At 59.2% G+C, this 16,905-nt stretch carries 14 protein-coding genes; 12 read left to right on the plus strand and 2 right to left on the minus strand.

What is annotated here, in order from left to right:
* Positions 1–13 precede the first annotated feature (13 nt).
* Positions 14–646, plus strand: a complete 633-nt coding sequence (locus tag AC3CB8_RS28515) for a hypothetical protein (RefSeq protein ID WP_352563704.1) — start codon at positions 14–16, stop codon at positions 644–646.
* 111 nt (positions 647–757) lie between these two features.
* Here the strand turns inward: AC3CB8_RS28515 and AC3CB8_RS28520 are convergent, their stop codons facing one another.
* Positions 758–1,390, minus strand: a complete 633-nt coding sequence (locus AC3CB8_RS28520; protein WP_352563703.1) for a recombinase family protein — start codon at positions 1,388–1,390, stop codon at positions 758–760.
* Between the two features lie 1,206 nt (positions 1,391–2,596).
* On the opposite strand from AC3CB8_RS28520, the gene AC3CB8_RS28525 reads away from it, so the two are divergent.
* Genes AC3CB8_RS28525 through AC3CB8_RS28535 form a run of 3 tightly spaced genes read left to right on the plus strand, consistent with a single transcriptional unit; the run spans position 2,597 to position 5,783 of the window.
* Entirely contained in the window at positions 2,597–3,487 is an 891-nt protein-coding gene (locus AC3CB8_RS28525) for a DNA-methyltransferase (protein WP_352563778.1), read from the plus strand.
* Positions 3,484–4,818: an ATP-binding protein gene (locus AC3CB8_RS28530; protein ID WP_352563702.1), complete on the plus strand. Its 1,335-nt coding sequence runs from the start codon at positions 3,484–3,486 to the stop codon at positions 4,816–4,818. Before AC3CB8_RS28525 ends, AC3CB8_RS28530 begins: the two co-directional genes overlap by 4 nt.
* Complete coding sequence (locus AC3CB8_RS28535) at positions 4,818–5,783, plus strand: O-methyltransferase (RefSeq protein WP_352563701.1); 966 nt, start codon at positions 4,818–4,820, stop codon at positions 5,781–5,783. The genes AC3CB8_RS28530 and AC3CB8_RS28535 overlap by 1 nt, the downstream gene beginning before the upstream one ends.
* 465 nt (positions 5,784–6,248) lie before the next feature.
* Here the strand turns inward: AC3CB8_RS28535 and AC3CB8_RS28540 are convergent, their stop codons facing one another.
* Positions 6,249–7,403, minus strand: a complete 1,155-nt coding sequence (locus AC3CB8_RS28540) for a dihydrodipicolinate synthase family protein (protein ID WP_023781271.1) — start codon at positions 7,401–7,403, stop codon at positions 6,249–6,251.
* Positions 7,404–7,640: 237 nt separating this feature from the next.
* Here AC3CB8_RS28540 and AC3CB8_RS28545 point away from each other — a divergent pair, with 237 nt between their 5' ends.
* From AC3CB8_RS28545 to AC3CB8_RS28580, 8 genes are all read left to right on the plus strand, one after another.
* Positions 7,641–8,699 carry a LacI family DNA-binding transcriptional regulator gene (locus AC3CB8_RS28545; protein ID WP_023770516.1) on the plus strand — a complete coding sequence of 353 codons (1,059 nt, stop codon included), beginning with the start codon at positions 7,641–7,643 and terminating at the stop codon, positions 8,697–8,699.
* Positions 8,696–9,712, plus strand: coding sequence for a Gfo/Idh/MocA family protein (locus AC3CB8_RS28550; protein WP_352563700.1), 1,017 nt, complete (start codon positions 8,696–8,698; stop codon positions 9,710–9,712). The genes AC3CB8_RS28545 and AC3CB8_RS28550 overlap by 4 nt, the downstream gene beginning before the upstream one ends.
* Entirely contained in the window at positions 9,709–11,310 is a 1,602-nt protein-coding gene (locus AC3CB8_RS28555; protein ID WP_023793863.1) for an acyl CoA:acetate/3-ketoacid CoA transferase, read from the plus strand. Before AC3CB8_RS28550 ends, AC3CB8_RS28555 begins: the two co-directional genes overlap by 4 nt.
* The gene (locus tag AC3CB8_RS28560; protein WP_023781268.1) at positions 11,303–12,079 is read left to right on the plus strand and encodes an enoyl-CoA hydratase/isomerase family protein; all 777 of its coding nucleotides are present in this window, start codon (positions 11,303–11,305) and stop codon (positions 12,077–12,079) included. Before AC3CB8_RS28555 ends, AC3CB8_RS28560 begins: the two co-directional genes overlap by 8 nt.
* A 17-nt stretch (positions 12,080–12,096) precedes the next feature.
* Positions 12,097–13,608 (plus strand): aldehyde dehydrogenase family protein, encoded by a 1,512-nt coding sequence (locus AC3CB8_RS28565; protein ID WP_023770520.1) that lies wholly within the window; start codon positions 12,097–12,099, stop codon positions 13,606–13,608.
* A gap of 58 nt (positions 13,609–13,666) precedes the next feature.
* Positions 13,667–14,920 (plus strand): ABC transporter substrate-binding protein, encoded by a 1,254-nt coding sequence (locus AC3CB8_RS28570; RefSeq protein ID WP_352546757.1) that lies wholly within the window; start codon positions 13,667–13,669, stop codon positions 14,918–14,920.
* A gap of 89 nt (positions 14,921–15,009) precedes the next feature.
* Entirely contained in the window at positions 15,010–15,960 is a 951-nt protein-coding gene (locus tag AC3CB8_RS28575) for a carbohydrate ABC transporter permease (RefSeq protein WP_015315823.1), read from the plus strand.
* Positions 15,957–16,901, plus strand: coding sequence for a carbohydrate ABC transporter permease (locus AC3CB8_RS28580; protein WP_352563699.1), 945 nt, complete (start codon positions 15,957–15,959; stop codon positions 16,899–16,901). The genes AC3CB8_RS28575 and AC3CB8_RS28580 overlap by 4 nt, the downstream gene beginning before the upstream one ends.
* Positions 16,902–16,905: the final 4 nt, after the last annotated feature.

Below are 16,905 nucleotides of genomic sequence, written 5' to 3' on the forward strand. Positions count from 1 at the left end.
ACAGGGGTTACAGATGGACGTTTTGTTAGTGCTTATCGTGCTTGGAGCAGCAGTGTTCTATTTCCTCAAAGGCAACGCTCGGAGGGGTGCTGAGACAGTGAGAGCGTCGATATTCCTGACTGGCTTGGAGTCTGGTCACACAGTCGCTGAGGCCAACCTTGTGGCTAGCATGGACGCGGAGCAAATGCCGACTTCCATGATCCTCAACGCTATGGACCACGTACGGCTTTTCTACGGAGGCAAGCAGTTGCCCATGATCGCGGAAGCGTATCGAAAAGGTATGAAGCCTAAGCTTGCGATTTGGAATCAAGTCCTGATCGACATGCTTCATTCATCCGTCCCTGGACGGGGCGGCGCGAATCAAAAGGCTGACAACAGCGGCACTGATGAACGTCGCAATGCTGTCTACCAAGAGATTATGGAAGCCAACAAATTGCGAAACCAGCGGATGGGCTTCGACAAATATCTCAGCGCTGTTGTAGCTGAGGCCAAACGCTTAGACGGCAAAGCTAGCACGGACCTACATTGGATCGAACTGACTGACGATGAAGGCACAAAGCGCGCTTATGCTGACGGAATGGACCCCGAATGGCTTGCGGCGGAAATCGTGAAGCTCGGCCCGCCGCCTCCATGGCGCGTGAGCTAGCCTCGCCAGGGAAGGCCCGCAGGACTCGGTTGTTCGCTCGTCGCAGGATTGGCGCGGAACCGCCCCTAACCCCTCTCAGCGGCCCTCCCTGGTCGATTAGGAGCACAATCGCTAAAGACCCCACGCCAGCAACGCAGCTTCGGCCTGACCGGGCTCGGATTTGATGCGCAACACGGTCTGCCGAGTAAGCTTTGAAGCCTTGGCAATTGCGGATGCCCCTGCACCATTGGTGAGCATATCTCGTACCAATTGAAATTGGTCGCGGTCATAGGTCGGCTTGCGGCCTCGATACTTCACAGTCTTCGTCTTGGCATGGGCTATGCCCGCCTTCTGTGCTTCTTTCGTTGCCTCCGCTTGCGCCTGAGCGGTTGCTGCCATGAAAGCGATAAGGGCATCTCGTACTGCTTGCTGAATGGGGTCCGTGGTCGCACCATCGAACGTCATGTTGTTGATTACCGTCCTAATGGTAATACCCTTGCGCATGAACTCCCTGATCACGTCGCAGACATCTTGGTAGTTTCGGCCAAGCCGGTCGACCCATCGCACAACAAGTGTATCGCCCTTGCGTAGCATGTCATAGAGACGCTTGCCTTCTGAACGCTCCGCAAGCTTTGTGCTCAAGCCGGATGTTCCATGATCGGAAACAACCCCATCAATCTCAAAGCCGGCCCTCCTAGCCTGCGTTTCCTGATGCTCAATGGTCTGATCGGTAGTGGATACTCGGGCATATAAGATGACGGACATCGTAAGCTCCAATATGTACGCTAGGGTTATGTCCGTATATATTACTGTCCGTTGACTCTTGTCAACCCTTACGTACACCCAAATCTGAGCCGGATCGTATGTACGCTAAGGTATAGCCTAACGGACTAAGTCGATGGCTATGAGCGGGCGCAATGGGCATACCGCCCGGAGACCATGGCCTTGTTAATCCATGGTTCTAATCCATGCCCCATGGCTCTATCTGATATCCGCAGCTAACGCGCCAGCTGTCCACCATGTTCTAGCTGGTAGCGTAGCCCCCAAGGCGCAGTGGACAGCGAGCATGGATTACTAGCATTCTATTCATCTAGATATCTACCATGGTCGAACGTAGTGAGCATGGGTTATAATGGTATTCCATAGTCATGTATCCGTATCAGGTTATGATGCCTTATATATATCTACTACACATAAATTAGTTATATATCATGTACCACTTATGACTTATCATATATGCATATGTCTCATTATATAAATTCATATGTATATATCTATACCTATATATTATCCATCGTTATATATATGTATGTCTTAGATATGACTATCTATTATCTATCTCGTCCTGTTATCTAGTGTGCACTGACAACTGATACCGAACCGGCTTTAGTACTAGGCTTACCCTAGTTATCATAGCCATTATGTATCAGACTGCCTTTAGCTCCATATAGGGAGTACAAGCCACCGGCTCATAGCGCACAAAGGGGTACCAGCGCCCCATATGCCGGCTTTCCAATCCGTAGCTGACAGTCAAAATTGGATTCCCAGGTGAGGCGTGGGATTGAGAGCGTCTTAGGCATGCGCCCCATGGGGGGAATGTGCATCCTTGGTTGTATTGATATCCCCGCGAAAAATTTCGTCGTCTGTGGTCTTACCGCCTACATTCCGACTAGTGGGCTGCCGATAGTCAGCGCACTCAACTGTTAGCCTAGCTCCCTTTCCAGCTCCCGTACCACGTTAGATGACCGTGCGCCGATAGTGAACGAGAAGGCACGGCATGGGGAAGAACGGGCGGGCAGAACGTTAGTCGGTCTCGCGAAAAATTTCGCTAACTTTTTCCAGACACGATGTAGCGAAGCGTTGCGAATTCTGGGCTATCGCCATGGATCCCCGAAACACTATAGGGTACCATTTGTAGGAATCTTTTGAGGGCCGCCATTGTCCACTTTGTTGTCGTCGCTTCACACCCCGATGGGAGTTGCCGAGATATGGCACGGCTCAGCAGACCGCTACCTCGCTAACATACAACCGAACTCGGTTGATTTGATCGTCACCTCGCCTCCTTATTTCGTAGGAAAGGAGTACGACACCTCATCTAGTGTTACCGATTTCACAGGGGAGCTTAGGCTCGTATTGCCTTCGATGCTTCGCGCTTTGAAACCTGGGGGGAGCATATGCTGGCAGGTAGGAAACCATGTGCAGAATGGCCGCCTAACGCCACTGGACGCCATCATCGTAGCTGAATTGGCGGGCAGTTCCGAGCTGACTTTGCGCAACCGGCTGATCTGGACGTTCGGGCATGGCACGCACGCTACTAAACGATTCAGCGGTAGGCATGAAACGATCCTTTGGTACAGCAAAGGCGACAAGTACTTTTTCGATCTCGATGCCGCGAGAGTACCGCAACTGTACCCCGGCAAGCGTCATTACAAGGGACCTAAGAGAGGCGACTGGAGCGGAAACCCACTAGGGAAGAATCCCGGTGACGTCTGGGACGTTGGCAGCGTGTGGGACATTCCGAATGTGAAAGCCCATCACATAGAGAAGACTGGGCATCCGTGCCAATTTCCGACAGCCTTGGTAAGGCGGTTGGTTGTGGCTTTGTCCCCAAGAGGCGGCTTAGTTGTAGATCCGTATTTGGGTTCTGGGTCCACTGCCATATCTGCGTTGATAGAGCACCGAAACGTGAGTGGCTCTGACACCGAACTAAAATACTTGAAGATAGCCGAAACACGAATAAGCTCGCTAGTTGCTGGGAATGCAAACATAAGAAATGATGTACCCGCCCGAACCCCAAAACAGGGAGAGGGTGTATCGCAACGACCACCCCACTTCCGCACACTGGCAAAGGTAACTGAATGAAACAAGTCATCGCAGCCGATGCCAGTCCAGAAAAGCGACTGTTCATATCTCTCATCACCCGCGATATTCCTTTGGTAGCGGCCTTTCTTGACCTAGTTGATAATTCTGTGAACGCGGCTGTAGAGCCCGCAGCTGCGAGACTGATGACCGCCAATGACTACATAGAAATATTTGCAGATCCGACAGTTGAAGCAACAGTTAACATAGCTTTGACCGTAGACGCCAAGCGTATCGAAGTTAAGGATACCGCTGGTGGCATTTCTGCCGCGACAGCGCGGGATCATGTATTCAAATTTGGTCGATCATTGGCCGAGGCTCATGGATCTGATCGCTTGTCCGTCTATGGCATCGGACTGAAGCGTGCGATGTTCAAGCTGGGCAATCGTATCTCAATTAGATCAGATCATGTTGACGGCGGCTTTGAGTTAAAACTCGACGTCGCGAAGTGGGAAAAAGAGACCACGCTCCCATGGACGTTCGAGATCACATCTCGGGATCCTGTCGACGCAGCATCGACCGGAACTTCGATAGTGGTTACCGATCTATACGACGAGACCAGCAGGCGCATAGGAGATGGGGTATTCGTTGGCGAACTACGGGATGCAATTTCTAGGACGTATGCATTTTACTTGGCAAAATTTGTCAGCATAACAGTCAATGACACACCCGTAGATGGTGTCGCAATCGACATTGGAAGCAACCATGCATCTGAGCAATTTGCAGTAGGTGACGTCACGTGCGCCATCACGGCTGGGCTTGGTGTGCCGAGAGCCGGAGGCTTTCGTGAAAGGACGTCGGGTTGGTTTGTATTCTGTAACGGTAGAGCAGTAGTGTCCGCTGATAAAAGCGCACTGACAGGATGGGGCGGCAGCGGGTTGCCTATGTTCCAACCCAAGCACCGGCCCTTTCTCGGTACAGTGTTCTTCGTGTCTTACGATGCTGAACTGTTACCATGGAACACAACTAAGTCAGGCTTAAATGAAGATAGTGCCATATGGCAAGAAGCTAAGCGTTATATGGTCTCGGTCGGACGTCAAGTTGTGACGTTTCTCGACGGACGTTATACAGACGAAGGTACGGAGATCCCTAGCAAGGATCTGCAAACAGCTGCGGGTAATCGGCAAAACATAATTTCTGCAGCCGCACCAGAGCGGCGCGCGTTCGAAGCCCCTACACGCCCACCTCCAGTATGGACAAGAATTCAGTACGACGCGAAGATTTCCGACCTCAAGCTCATTACTAACTATCTGCGCAAGCCGTACATGAGTGGAGCCGATGTTGGCCGTCATACATTCTCGCACTTCCTCAAGAACGAGGTTGGAGAAGAATAATGGCCAGGCCGCCACGATCCACAGGCAATTTCATTTCTTATGATCTTCGGCCAGGAAAGCAGTCAGAACGAAGAATACTGATGGACCTCCTGAGACTTGCAGGCGATGGTGGGCTGAATATCTCAAGTTACCGCTATCTAGGAATGGGTGCAAATAGGTTCTATGACTTTTTACTATTGCATAAATATCTTGGTATAAGTAACATGGTCAGCCTTGAGCATGACCCGGTCATGCACAGGAGGGCAGTTTTCAATTGTCCATATACGTTTATCGCCCCACTTGGAACTGACACTACTACTTACTTGGGTGCAGATAACTCTGAAGATCCGACCGTTGTTTGGTTCGACTATGATAGCGGCCTTAGTCTTGGCGTTACGCAAGATATTGCTACGCTAGGGACAAAGCTAAAGCTCAATGATTTTTGTTTCGTCACTGTTTATGGAGGTCCCCCTCGCGTCATCGACAATGCAAATGACGCTGACAGATTGGTTTGGCTACAAGACACATTCGGGCCACTTGCCGGAAGTGTGGATATCGCCGACGCGCAAAAGGCTGAGTTTCCATCTGCCGTACACAAGGTTTTGCTAGCTGCAGTGCGGAATGCATTTGCCCAAAGGCGAGACGGTCGTTTCTTCCCTTTTTTGCAAATCGAGTATGCAGACAGCAAGCCTATGGTAACGGTCGGTGGCGCCCTTATGCCGGAGGGACAGATTATTGCGCTACGGCAAAGGATACGAGCCGCCATGCCGTTTCTTATGTCTTCTACTGATCCGAAATTCTACGAGATCAAATCACTGCACCTGACAGAACGCGAACGAGCCCTGTTTGATAGAGCGACTACTAGCCCCAGCAAACGCTCTGCCGAGCGCAATCAAATTCGACGCCTCGGGTTCAGAGACGCTGAGGTGTCAGCGTACAAAGATTTGCTACGGTATTTTCCACGCTATGTCGAAGCCATGATCTGACGCTCATTATGAATCAGAGCCAGAGTGACGACCAGATGGAGGAGAGGTGGGACATCCCGTTCCATTCCCCGCTACGAGTCCATATCACGCAAGGCTTTGCGAACCTCGGTGGACGCCCTCCTCAGTTCCACCCAAAAGCCACGGGGCGGCTTGTCCTAGTGGCTTGCGGGATTGAGAGGCCCCGTCTCGTCACCCCATCGTCCCGTCGCGTCTGACGGCCCTTCCTGGCCTTCCTGAGCGATGGTGGCTTGCATTCGGGGACGGACCCATGTCAGGTGAGACATAAAAGGGAGGCATAGTGTCTCCCTACCTCGCCGATAGCCAAGCAGCATATGGCTTTGAGACGATGGTGGATAGCCCTGTCACGCCCACCATCCAACCCAGACATTCGGACCTTGCAGCATGGCGCGCCTGTCTTGGCGCTCACCGGAAATGGACGACGGGTGATCCGATCGCGAAACGCGTTTAGACCCCCGCGACAGCACACAGGCTTTTCATCCGCGAAATGGCAAGGTCGGGGTCGGCCAGCAACCCTGCCTGGTCGGCGAGGCGAAAGACTTCGGCATAGTGGCGGATGCCGCGCGCCGACTGCATGCCGCCGACCATCGAAAAATGGTCCTGGTGGCCGTTGAGCCAGGCCATGAAGACAATGCCGGCCTTGTAATATTCAGTCGGCGCCTCGAAGATTTTTCGTGACAGCGGCACGGTCGGCGCCATCAGCGCGTCGTAGCCGGCACGATCGCCGTCAGCCAGTTTCGCCAGCGCGGCATTGGCGGCCGGCGCGATCGCGTCGAAAATGCCGAGCAGCGCATGCGAGTGCCGCTTGCCGTCTCCGGCGATCAGCTCGGGATAATTGAAGTCGTCGCCGGTGAACATCATCACGCCGTCCGGCAGCCGGTTCCTGAGCGCCACTTCCTTGCCGGCGTCGAGCAGCGATATCTTGATGCCTTCGACCTTGCCGGCATTGCGCTCCATGATGGCGATCACCGTATCGAGCGCGGTCTCGAAATCGTCACTTCCCCAATAGCCTTTCAAGGCCGGATCGAACATGTCGCCCAGCCAGTGCAGGATGACCTTGCCGGAGGCCTGGCCCAATATGCGGTCGTAAACCAGGGCGTAATCGTCCGGCCCCTTCGCCACGGCCGCCAGCGCGCGGCTGGCCATCATGATCGCCTTGCCGCCCTGGCCTTCGATGAAGGCGAACTGCTCCTCATAGGCGGCGACCACGTCGTCGACAGTCCGGGCCCTCGACGGAGCCAGATGGTCGGTTCCCGCACCCGAGGCGAGATCGGCGCCAGCGACGGTCCGCGCCTCCGCGATTGAACGGCGGATCAATTCCTGCGCATTCGTCCAATCGAAACCCATGCCGCGCTGCGACGTGTCCATCGCCTCGGCGATGCGGAAGCCGAGCCGCCATAGATGATGACGAAACGCCATCGTCCTGTCCCAATCGACAACGGGCCGCGACCATGGATCTGTCATTCCCAGCGGATCGGCGACGACATGCGCGGCGGCATAGGTGATGCGCGAAAACCGCGCGCCGATCACCGGCTGGACCGGCTGTCCGACAAGGGCGTAGGGTGTGCCGCGGCCACCCTCGCCAGGCAAGGCAATGTCCATGGATGTCTCCCTTCGCGGCTCCTATAAATGGAACGTTCCAATAAATCAACAAGCTTTGAGATTCGAGCTGGCCAAACTCGGCCAATGTTGCGCTGCACACGGAAAGCCTTGGGGAGGCTATATTTGACCACCCATGACCACTTCTCTTGATCGAGAAAAATCCTGATTGACTCATCCGTGGAACAGATATTAGAACGTTCCAATAAACCAATTGAAAAAACTGGGGAGGATATCTGGATGGCCAGCCGGGCGAAGGCGACGATCTTCGACATTGCCCGGGAAGCGGGCGTGTCCAAATCGACGGTGTCGCTCGTGCTCCAGGGCAGCGGGCTGATCCGCCCCGAAACCGCGGTCAAGGTCCGCAAGGCGATCGAGGATGTCGGCTATGTCTACAACCGCGGCGCCGCCAATCTGCGCAAGGCCCACTCCAACGTCATCGGCATGGTCATCAACGATCTCACCAACCCGTTCTTCGCCGAGCTGGCGGTCGGCATGGAACGGGTCTTCCAGTCGGCCGGCATCGTGCCCTTCATCGCCAACACGGCCGAGAATCCGGTGCGCCAGGAAGAGGTGCTGAAGTCTCTGATGGAACAGGGCGTCGCCGGGCTCATCGTTTCCCCGGCGCGCGGCACGACGCCAGGGGCGTTCCGGCGGCTGGAAATAGCCGGTCTGCCGATTGCCTTCGCCATGCGCCGGCTGCCTGAAAGCCGCATTCCGGTGATTGCTCCCGACAATCATCGGGGCGCCTATCTCGCGACCTCGCATCTGGTTGGCAAGGGGCATCGCCGCCTGGCCTTCTTTGGCGGCTCGTCCGACCTCGTCGTCTATCATGAGCGCCTGGGCGGCTTTCGCGAGGCCTGCGACACCCTCGGCATCGACGCCCGCGACGCGCTTATCATCGAAGGCGAGACCAATCGCAAGGGCGGCATGGCCTGCCTGGAAACGTCGCTCGCAATGACCGAGCCGCCAACCGCGGCCCTGTGCTTCAACGATGCCGTAGCCTTTGGCGTCATGCTGGCGCTGCGCAAGCGCGGACTTGAGCCGGGCGCGGATTTCGCTGTCGTCGGCTTCGACGACGTGGTCGAGGCCGAACATTATATGCCGCCGCTGACCAGCGTAGCGGTGGACTCCGCCGGCCTCGGCGAACGCGCGGCCCACGTCATGATCAAGATGATCCAGTCGCGCACCACGCGGGCCGAGGATCATATCGGCGCTGTCAATCTCGTGGTCAGGGAAAGCTGCGGCCCGGATCGCCGCACGCGAAAAAGGCCCGCGGCGGCGGGAACCGCGACATGAGCGTCAAATGGGGGCTGATCGGCTCCAGCACGATCGCCCGGCAATTCATGATCGACGCCATTCGCGCGCAACCCGATGGCGAAATATCAGCGGTGATGAGCTCCAACCCCGGACGCGCCATGGCCTATGCAATGGAAAATGGCATTCCAGCCGCCGTATCAAGTCTCGATGCCTTGCTCGGATCCGACATCGACGCCGTCTACATCTCGACCACCAATGAACTGCATTTCGAACAGGCGCTGGCCGCCGCCAGGGCGGGAAAGCATGTGCTGTGCGAGAAGCCGCTGGCGCTGACCAGCGATGACGCACGCAAGATGGTCGCCGCGGCCAAGGCCGCGGGCATCGTGCTCGGTACCAATCATCATCTGCGCAATGCCGGCGCGCACCGTGCCATGCGCGACGCCGTTGCCGCGGGCCGCATCGGCAACCCCATTGCCGCGCGTGTCTTCCATTCCGTCTACCTGCCCGAAAACCTGCAGGGCTGGCGCATCACCAGACCGGAGGCGGGCGGCGGGGTGGTGCTCGACATCACCGTGCACGATGCCGACACGCTGCGCTTCGTGCTTGGCGACGATCCGGTCGAGGTTTCCGCTTTCACGCAATCCGCCGGCATGGCCGGCAGCGGGCTGGAAGATGGCGCCATGTGCCTCTGGCGCTTCAAATCGGGCCTTATCGCGCAATCGCATGAGGGATTCACCACCAGGTTTGCCGACACCGGCTTCGAGGTGCACGGCTCGCGGGGCTCGCTCATCGCCCGCGATGTGATGACGCAAAAGCCGGCCGGCTCGGTCCTCTTGCGCACCGCCAGCGGCGAAGAACAGTTGAGCTTCGACCGCGAGGATCTCTACACGAGGTCGGTACGCGGGTTCCATGCCGCGGTCCGCGGCGAGGGCCAGCCTCCCGCCACCGGCGAGGACGGCATCTGGTCGCTCGCCTCGGCCGAGGCGGCATTGCAATCGGCGGCTTCCGGCAAGACCGTCAAGATCGACCCGAAACTCGCGAGCATGAATTGAGCAAGGTCGTCTCATCGGCGCACGCCGCCGGCCTGATCAAGGACGGCGTGGTCGTCTCGGTGTCCTCGTCGAGCGGCCTCGGGTGTCCGGACGCCGTGCTCGCCGCGATCGGCGAACGCTTCGATAGCGAGGGCCATCCGAAGGATATCACCACGCTGCACCCGATTGCCGCCGGCGACATGTATGGCATCAAGGGCATCGATCATCTGGCGAAGCCTGGCCTCTTGAAGCGTACGCTGTGCGGCTCCTATCCGTCAGGCCCCTCCTCCGCCGAGCCGCCGCAAATCTGGAAGATGATCGGCGACAATGCGGTTGCCGCTTATAACGTGCCGTCCGGCATCCTGTTCGACATGCACCGCGAAGCCGCGGCCAAGCGGCCGGGCGTGCTGACCAAGGTCGGCCTCGACACTTTCGCCGACCCCCGCCATCAGGGCTGCGCCATGAACGCCGCCGCCGGCGAACCCATCGTGTCGGTGCAGCAATTCGACGGCGAGGAATGGCTCTATTTCCGCGCCATCGTGCCCCAGGTCTCGATCATTCGCGCCACCACGGCGGACGAGCGCGGCAACCTGACCTACGAGCATGAGGGCGCCTATCTCGGCGGCCTCGAACAGGCGCTCGCCGCCCGCAACAATGGCGGCATCGTCATCGCGCAGGTCAAGCGCGTCGTCGAGAACGGCACGCTGAAGCCGCATGACGTGCGCGTGCCCGGCGTGCTGGTCGACCATATTGTCGTCGCGCCGGACCAGTTGCAGACGACGCTGACGCCTTACGACCCGGCGATTTCAGGTGAAATCTTCCGGCCGCTGTCGAGCTTCCGCACGCCGGAGATGAATGTTCAGAAGGTAATCGCCCGCCGTGTCGCCATGGAGCTTCGCGACGGCATGGCCGTCAACATCGGCTTCGGCATTTCGGCCAACGTGCCGCGTATTCTTCTGGAAGAAGGCCAGCACGGCAAGGTCACCTGGCTGATCGAACAGGGCGCGGTCGGCGGCGTGCCGTTGCTCGACTTCAAGTTCGGCTGCGCCTCCAACGCCGAGGCGATCATGCCCTCGCCGCACCAGTTCATCTATTTCCAGGCCGGCGGCTTCGACGCTTCGCTGCTCTCCTTCCTGCAGATCGACCGCCACGGCTCGGTCAACGTCTCCAGGCTTTCGGCGCGGCCGCATGTCACCGCAGGCGCCGGCGGCTTCGTCGACATCACCTCACGGGCGAAGAAGATCGTCTTTTCCGGCTTCTTCAATGCCGGGGCCAAGCTGTCGCTCGCCAATGGCGGCATCCGCATCGACCAGGAAGGCAAGGTCAGGAAAGTCGTCGAGGAGGTCGAGCACATCTCCTTCTCCGGCAAGCGCGCCGTCGCGCAGGGACAGGACATCACCTACGTCACCGAGCGTTGCGTCATGAAGTTGACGCCGGACGGGCTGATGGTGACGGAACTGGCGCCGGGCATCGACCTCGAGCGCGATGTGCTGGCGCAGGCCGAGATCCCGCTCAATGTAGCCAACGACCTTAAGGTGACGCCGGCGCCGCTCTACCAGGATCGGCCGATCGGCCTGTCCCTGAATGGCGGCGCCTTGCTCGGAGGCGCGCATGGCTGAGCGCCTCGTCACCTTCGAGCGGGATGGCGCGATCGGCGTTGTCACCTTGCGCCGTCCGGAAAAGTTCAACGCGCTCGATATCCCGATGCTGCGCGCGCTGGAAGCGGCGCTGGAGGAGGCGGAGAGCGCGGAGGATGTCCGTGTCGTCCTCATAAGCGGACAAGGCAAGGGGTTTTGCGCCGGCGGCGATGTCGAGGCCTGGGGGAGCATGAGCGCAGCCGATTTCCAGGTGCAATGGGTGCGCTACGGCCACCGTGTCTTCGACCGGCTGGCGCGGGTGCGGCAACCGACCATCGCCGTTCTGTCCGGCCACGCGCTCGGCGGCGGGCTGGAACTGGCTGTGGCTTGTGATTTCCGCGTCGCCGAAACGCAGGTGAAGCTCGGCTTCCCCGAGACCTCGATCGGCGTCGTCCCCGGCTGGTCCGGCACGCAACGCGCGGTGCGTCGCTTCGGAGCCCAGACGGTGCGTCGCATGGCTGTCGGTGGCGAGATTTTCCTGGCACCGGAAGCGCTTGCGCTGGGTGTCGTCGACCGCGTCGTCGAAACCGGCAAGGCGTCGGATGAAGCCAGGATCTGGGCTGAAAAAATCGCCGAACGCGGACCACTGGCGACCGAAGCCGCCAAGCTGATGATCGCGGTTGCGGAGGGCGAGGAAAGTGCCGCTGCGACAGAAGCCTTGGCCAGCGGCTTCATCGCGCTCACCGGCGATCTCAAGGCCGGCGTCGGGTCCTTCAAGACCAAGCAGAAGCCCGTGTTTTCGCGTTCCTAGGACAGAGTGGAAATCATATGAATGCACCTCTGAGGATTTCCATGCCTGCCGAGGCCTCCGTGGCCCCTAAAGCATACAAGCTTCTGATCGACGGCAAGCATGTCGATGCCCGCGATGGCCGCGTGCTGGAACGCAAGAGCCCCGGCCACGGCTTCATGGTTTCACACTATGCCCAGGCGGGTGCCGCCGAAGTGGAAGCAGCGGTGCAGGCGGCGCACAGGGCCTTCGAAACCGGCCCCTGGCCGCGCATGAAAGCGTCCGAACGCGCAGCGATCCTGCTCAAGGCCGCCGACCTGATCGAGATCCGGCTGGAAGACATCGCCCGGCTCGATGCGCTGGAATCCGGCAAGCCGATCGCCCAAGCGCGCGGCGAGATCGGCGGCGCCGTCGACATCTGGCGCTATGCCGCCTCGCTTGCCCGAACGTTGCACGGCGAAAGCTACGCCAATCTCGGCGATGCCATGCTGGGCGTCGTGCTGCGCGAGCCGATCGGCGTCGTCTCGATCATCACGCCGTGGAATTTCCCGTTCCTCATCGTCAGCCAGAAACTGCCTTTCGCGCTCGCTGCCGGCTGCACGGCCGTGGTCAAGCCAAGCGAGATGACGTCTGCCTCGACCTTCGTGCTTGGCAATATCCTCTTGGAAGCCGGCGTTCCCGCTGGCGTCGTCAATATCCTCGCCGGTCTCGGCGCCGATGTCGGCGCGCCGATGGTCAGCCATCCCCTGGTCGAGATGGTTTCGTTCACCGGTTCCACCCGTGTCGGCAAGATGACCATGGCCGCGGCCTCAAATTCCCTGAAGAAGGTTTCGATGGAACTCGGCGGCAAGAACGGTCAGATCGTCTTCCCCGATGCCGATCTCGAGGCAGCTGCCGATGCCGCGGTATTCGGCGGCTTCTTCAACGCCGGCGAGTGCTGCAATGCCGGCAGCCGGCTGATCGTGCATGAGGCGATCGCCGACGACTTCCTGGCCGCCGTGAAGGCATTGACCGCCAGGGTAACCGTGGGCGATCCGCTCGACGACCTAACCAAGGTCGGCGCGATGATTTCGTCCGACCATCTGGCCAAGGTAACGGGTTACGTCGCGGCCGCCGCGAGTGAGGGCGGCAGCATCTACAGTGGCGGCGCGCAACTCCCTTCCAATGCCGGCCAATATCTCGATCCGACGATCTTACGCAACGTCACCGAAAACATGACTGTCGCGCGCGAGGAAGTGTTCGGGCCGGTGCTCTCGGTGCTGACTTTTGAATCGATTGAAAAGGCGTTGCGTATCGCCAACAACACGCCCTATGGTCTGTCGGCGGGTGTGTGGAGCGCCAGCATCGACACCTGCATGTCGGTGGCGCGGGGCGTGCGTTCGGGGACGGTCTGGGTGAACACGTTCATGGAAGGTTATCCAGAACTGCCGTTCGGGGGCTACAAGCAGTCGGGCCTGGGCCGCGAACTCGGCAAGCGCGCTGTCGAGGACTATACCGAGGAAAAGACAATCCAGTTTCATCGCGGCCAGCGCACCGGTTGGTGGGTCGGCTGAGTTGGGAAGAACCCGGTGGGCTGCCGCCGGTCGTGTAATGCAACAAGGGAGGAAGTACATGTTGCGCAAACTGCTTATCGGAACGGCGCTCGCTTCGGGCCTGGCTTTCGCGGCCCATGCCGAGGACGTCAAGGAAGTGCAGATGCTGCATTGGTGGACGTCGGGTGGCGAAGCGGCTGCTCTCAACGTGCTCAAGGGCGATCTGGCCAAGGAAGGCTATGCCTGGAAGGACGTTCCCGTGGCCGGCGGCGGCGGCGATGCCGCCATGACCGCGCTGAAGGCGATGGTCGCGGCCGGCAACTATCCGACCGCCTCGCAGATGCTCGGCTACACTGTGCTCGACTATGCCGCTGCTGGCGTCATGGGCGACCTCACGGAGACGGCGAAGAAGGAAGGTTGGGACAAGTCGGTTCCGGCCGCCCTGCAGAAATTCTCCGTCTATGAGGGCAAGTGGGTTGCCGCTCCGGTCAACGTCCACTCCGTCAACTGGCTTTGGATCAACAAGGCGGTGATGGACAAGATCGGCGGCACCGAGCCGAAGACCTTCGACGATTTTATCGCCCTGCTCGACAAGGCCAAGGCGGCCGGGGTCACCCCGCTCGCGCTTGGTGGCCAGAACTGGCAGGAAGCGACCATGTTCGATTCCGTCGTGCTGTCGACCGGCGGACCTGAGTTCTACAAGAAGGCAATGAACGACCTCGACGATGCGTCGCTCAAGTCCGACACGATGAAGAAGTCGTTCGACAATCTCGCCAAGCTCGTCACCTATGTCGACCCGAACTTCTCTGGCCGCGACTGGAACCTCGCCACCGCCATGGTCATCAAGGGCGATGCGCTGGTGCAGGTCATGGGCGACTGGGCCAAGGGCGAGTTCCACGCCGCCAAAAAGACGCCGGGCACGGACTTCCTCTGCTACCGCTTCCCGGGCACCGACGGTTCGGTGATCTACAACTCGGACATGTTCGGCATGTTCAACGTTCCGGACGACCGCAAGGCCGCCCAGGTCGCTCTGGCCACCGCCACCTTGTCGAAGAGCTTTCAGTCGGCCTTCAACGTCGTCAAGGGTTCGGTTCCGGCCCGCACCGACGTGCCTGACACCGACTTCGACGCTTGCGGCAAGAAGGGTATCGCCGACCTGAAGAAGGCCAACGAAGGCGGCACCCTGTTCGGCTCGCTGGCCCAGGGCTATGGCGCGCCTCCGGCTGTCGCCAATGCCTATAAGGACGTCGTCTCGAAGTTTGTCCACGGTCAGATCAAGACCTCGGACGAGGCCGTGACCGAACTGGTCAAGGCGATCGACGACGCCAAGTAAGCGCCGGCCACAAAACACCTTCCCCGCTCCGGCGGGGAAGGTTTCCGGTCCGTGAGGCCGATCGGCCGGACGCCGACGGGAGGAACCCCATGAGCAGTGTAGCGACAACCCAGATCAAGCTGACACCGGAGCGGTCGCGCACCTCTGTGCGCTCGCGCCTGCAGGATGCCTTGCCCAAGATCGTGCTGGCGCCGAGCTTCGCCATCACCATCGTCTTCGTCTACGGCTTCATCCTGTGGACGATCTACCTGTCCTTCACCAACTCCAAGACCTTCCCCTCCTATGCCATTACGGGCGCGCGCGCCTATCAGCGGTTGTGGGGCTGGACCTTCGACACCGACCCGCCATCGAGTTGGTACACGTCGATCACCAACATGGGAATTTTCGGCTTTCTCTACATTTTGATCTGCCTGGCGCTCGGCCTGTTCCTGGCCATCCTGCTCGACCAGAAGATTCGCGGCGAAGGGGTTTTGCGTCCCATCTACCTCTACCCGATGGCGCTCTCCTTCATCGTCACCGGCGTTGCCTGGAAATGGTTCCTCGACCCCGGCCTCGGTCTCGAACAGACGCTGCATCAATGGGGTTGGACGAGCTTCCATTTCGACTGGATCAAGAACAAGGATTTCGTCATCTATACCGTGGTCATCGCCGGCGTCTGGCAGGCCTCCGGCTTCATCATGGCGATGTTCCTGGCCGGCCTGCGCGGCATTGACGGGGAGATCATGAAGGCGGCGCAGATCGACGGCGCCACCACCTTCCAGCTCTATCGCCGCATCGTCATTCCGCTGTTGCGGCCGATCTTCCTGTCGGCCTTCATCGTGCTCGCGCACCTTGCCATCAAATCCTACGACCTAGTCGTGGCACTGACCAGCGGCGGCCCCGGCGGCTCGGCCTGGCTGCCGTCCAACTTCATGTATGAATACACCTTCAAGCGCAACGAAATGGCCGTCGGCTCGGCCAGCGCCGTGATCATGCTGATGACCATCGTCGCCATCATCGTGCCCTATCTCTATTCGGAACTTAGGGAGAAGTCGCGATGAGCGCCGTGACCCCTCCCGTCCGCCAGGCCAGCGGCGGCATGAACGTCAAGATCGTCAACCGCATCGTGATCTACGGGCTTCTCGCGCTGTTCGCGCTGTTCTACCTGATGCCGCTATTCGTCATGCTGGTGACCTCGTTCAAGACCATGGACGATATCCAGAACGGCAACATGCTGGCGCTGCCAAAGGCGCCGACCTTCGACCCCTGGTTCAAGGCCTGGGGCGAGACCTGCGTCGGCCTCACCTGCGCCGGCATCAAGGGTTATTTCTGGAACTCCATCAAGATGGTGGTTCCGGCCGTGCTTATCTCGACCATGTTGGGCGCGCTCAATGGCTACGTGCTGACCAAATGGCGTTTCCGCGGCGCGACCCTGGTGTTCGGGCTGATGCTATTTGCCTGCTTCATCCCGTTCCAATCGGTATTGCTGCCGATGGCGACGATCCTGGGCAGCCTCGGACGGTTCGGCGTGACGCTGCAGAACACGGTCGGAACCAGCTTCGGCCTCGGCAACCCGACGGTGAACCTGGTGTTCGTCCACGTCGTCTACGGCATCGGCTTCACCACGCTGTTCTTCCGCAATTATTATGAGGCGTTCCCGACCGAACTGGTCAAGGCCGCGCAGGTCGACGGCGCCTCCTTCTTCCAGATCTTTCGGCGCATCATGCTGCCGAACTCGATGCCGATCTTCGTCGTCACCGTCATCTATCAATTCACGAACATCTGGAACGACTTCCTGTTCGCCTCCGCCTATGCCGGCACCGGGGACGCCATGCCGATGACGGTGGCGCTCAACAACGTCGTCAACACCTCGACCGGCGTCGTCGAATACAACGTCAACATGGCGGCCGCGATGATCGCGGCCCTGCCCACCCTCCTCGTCTACGTGCTCGCAGGCCGCTATTTCGTGCGTGGCCTGATGGCGGGCGCGGTCAAAGGATAACCCA

It is taken from the genome of Mesorhizobium sp. P160927 (assembly GCF_057766385.1).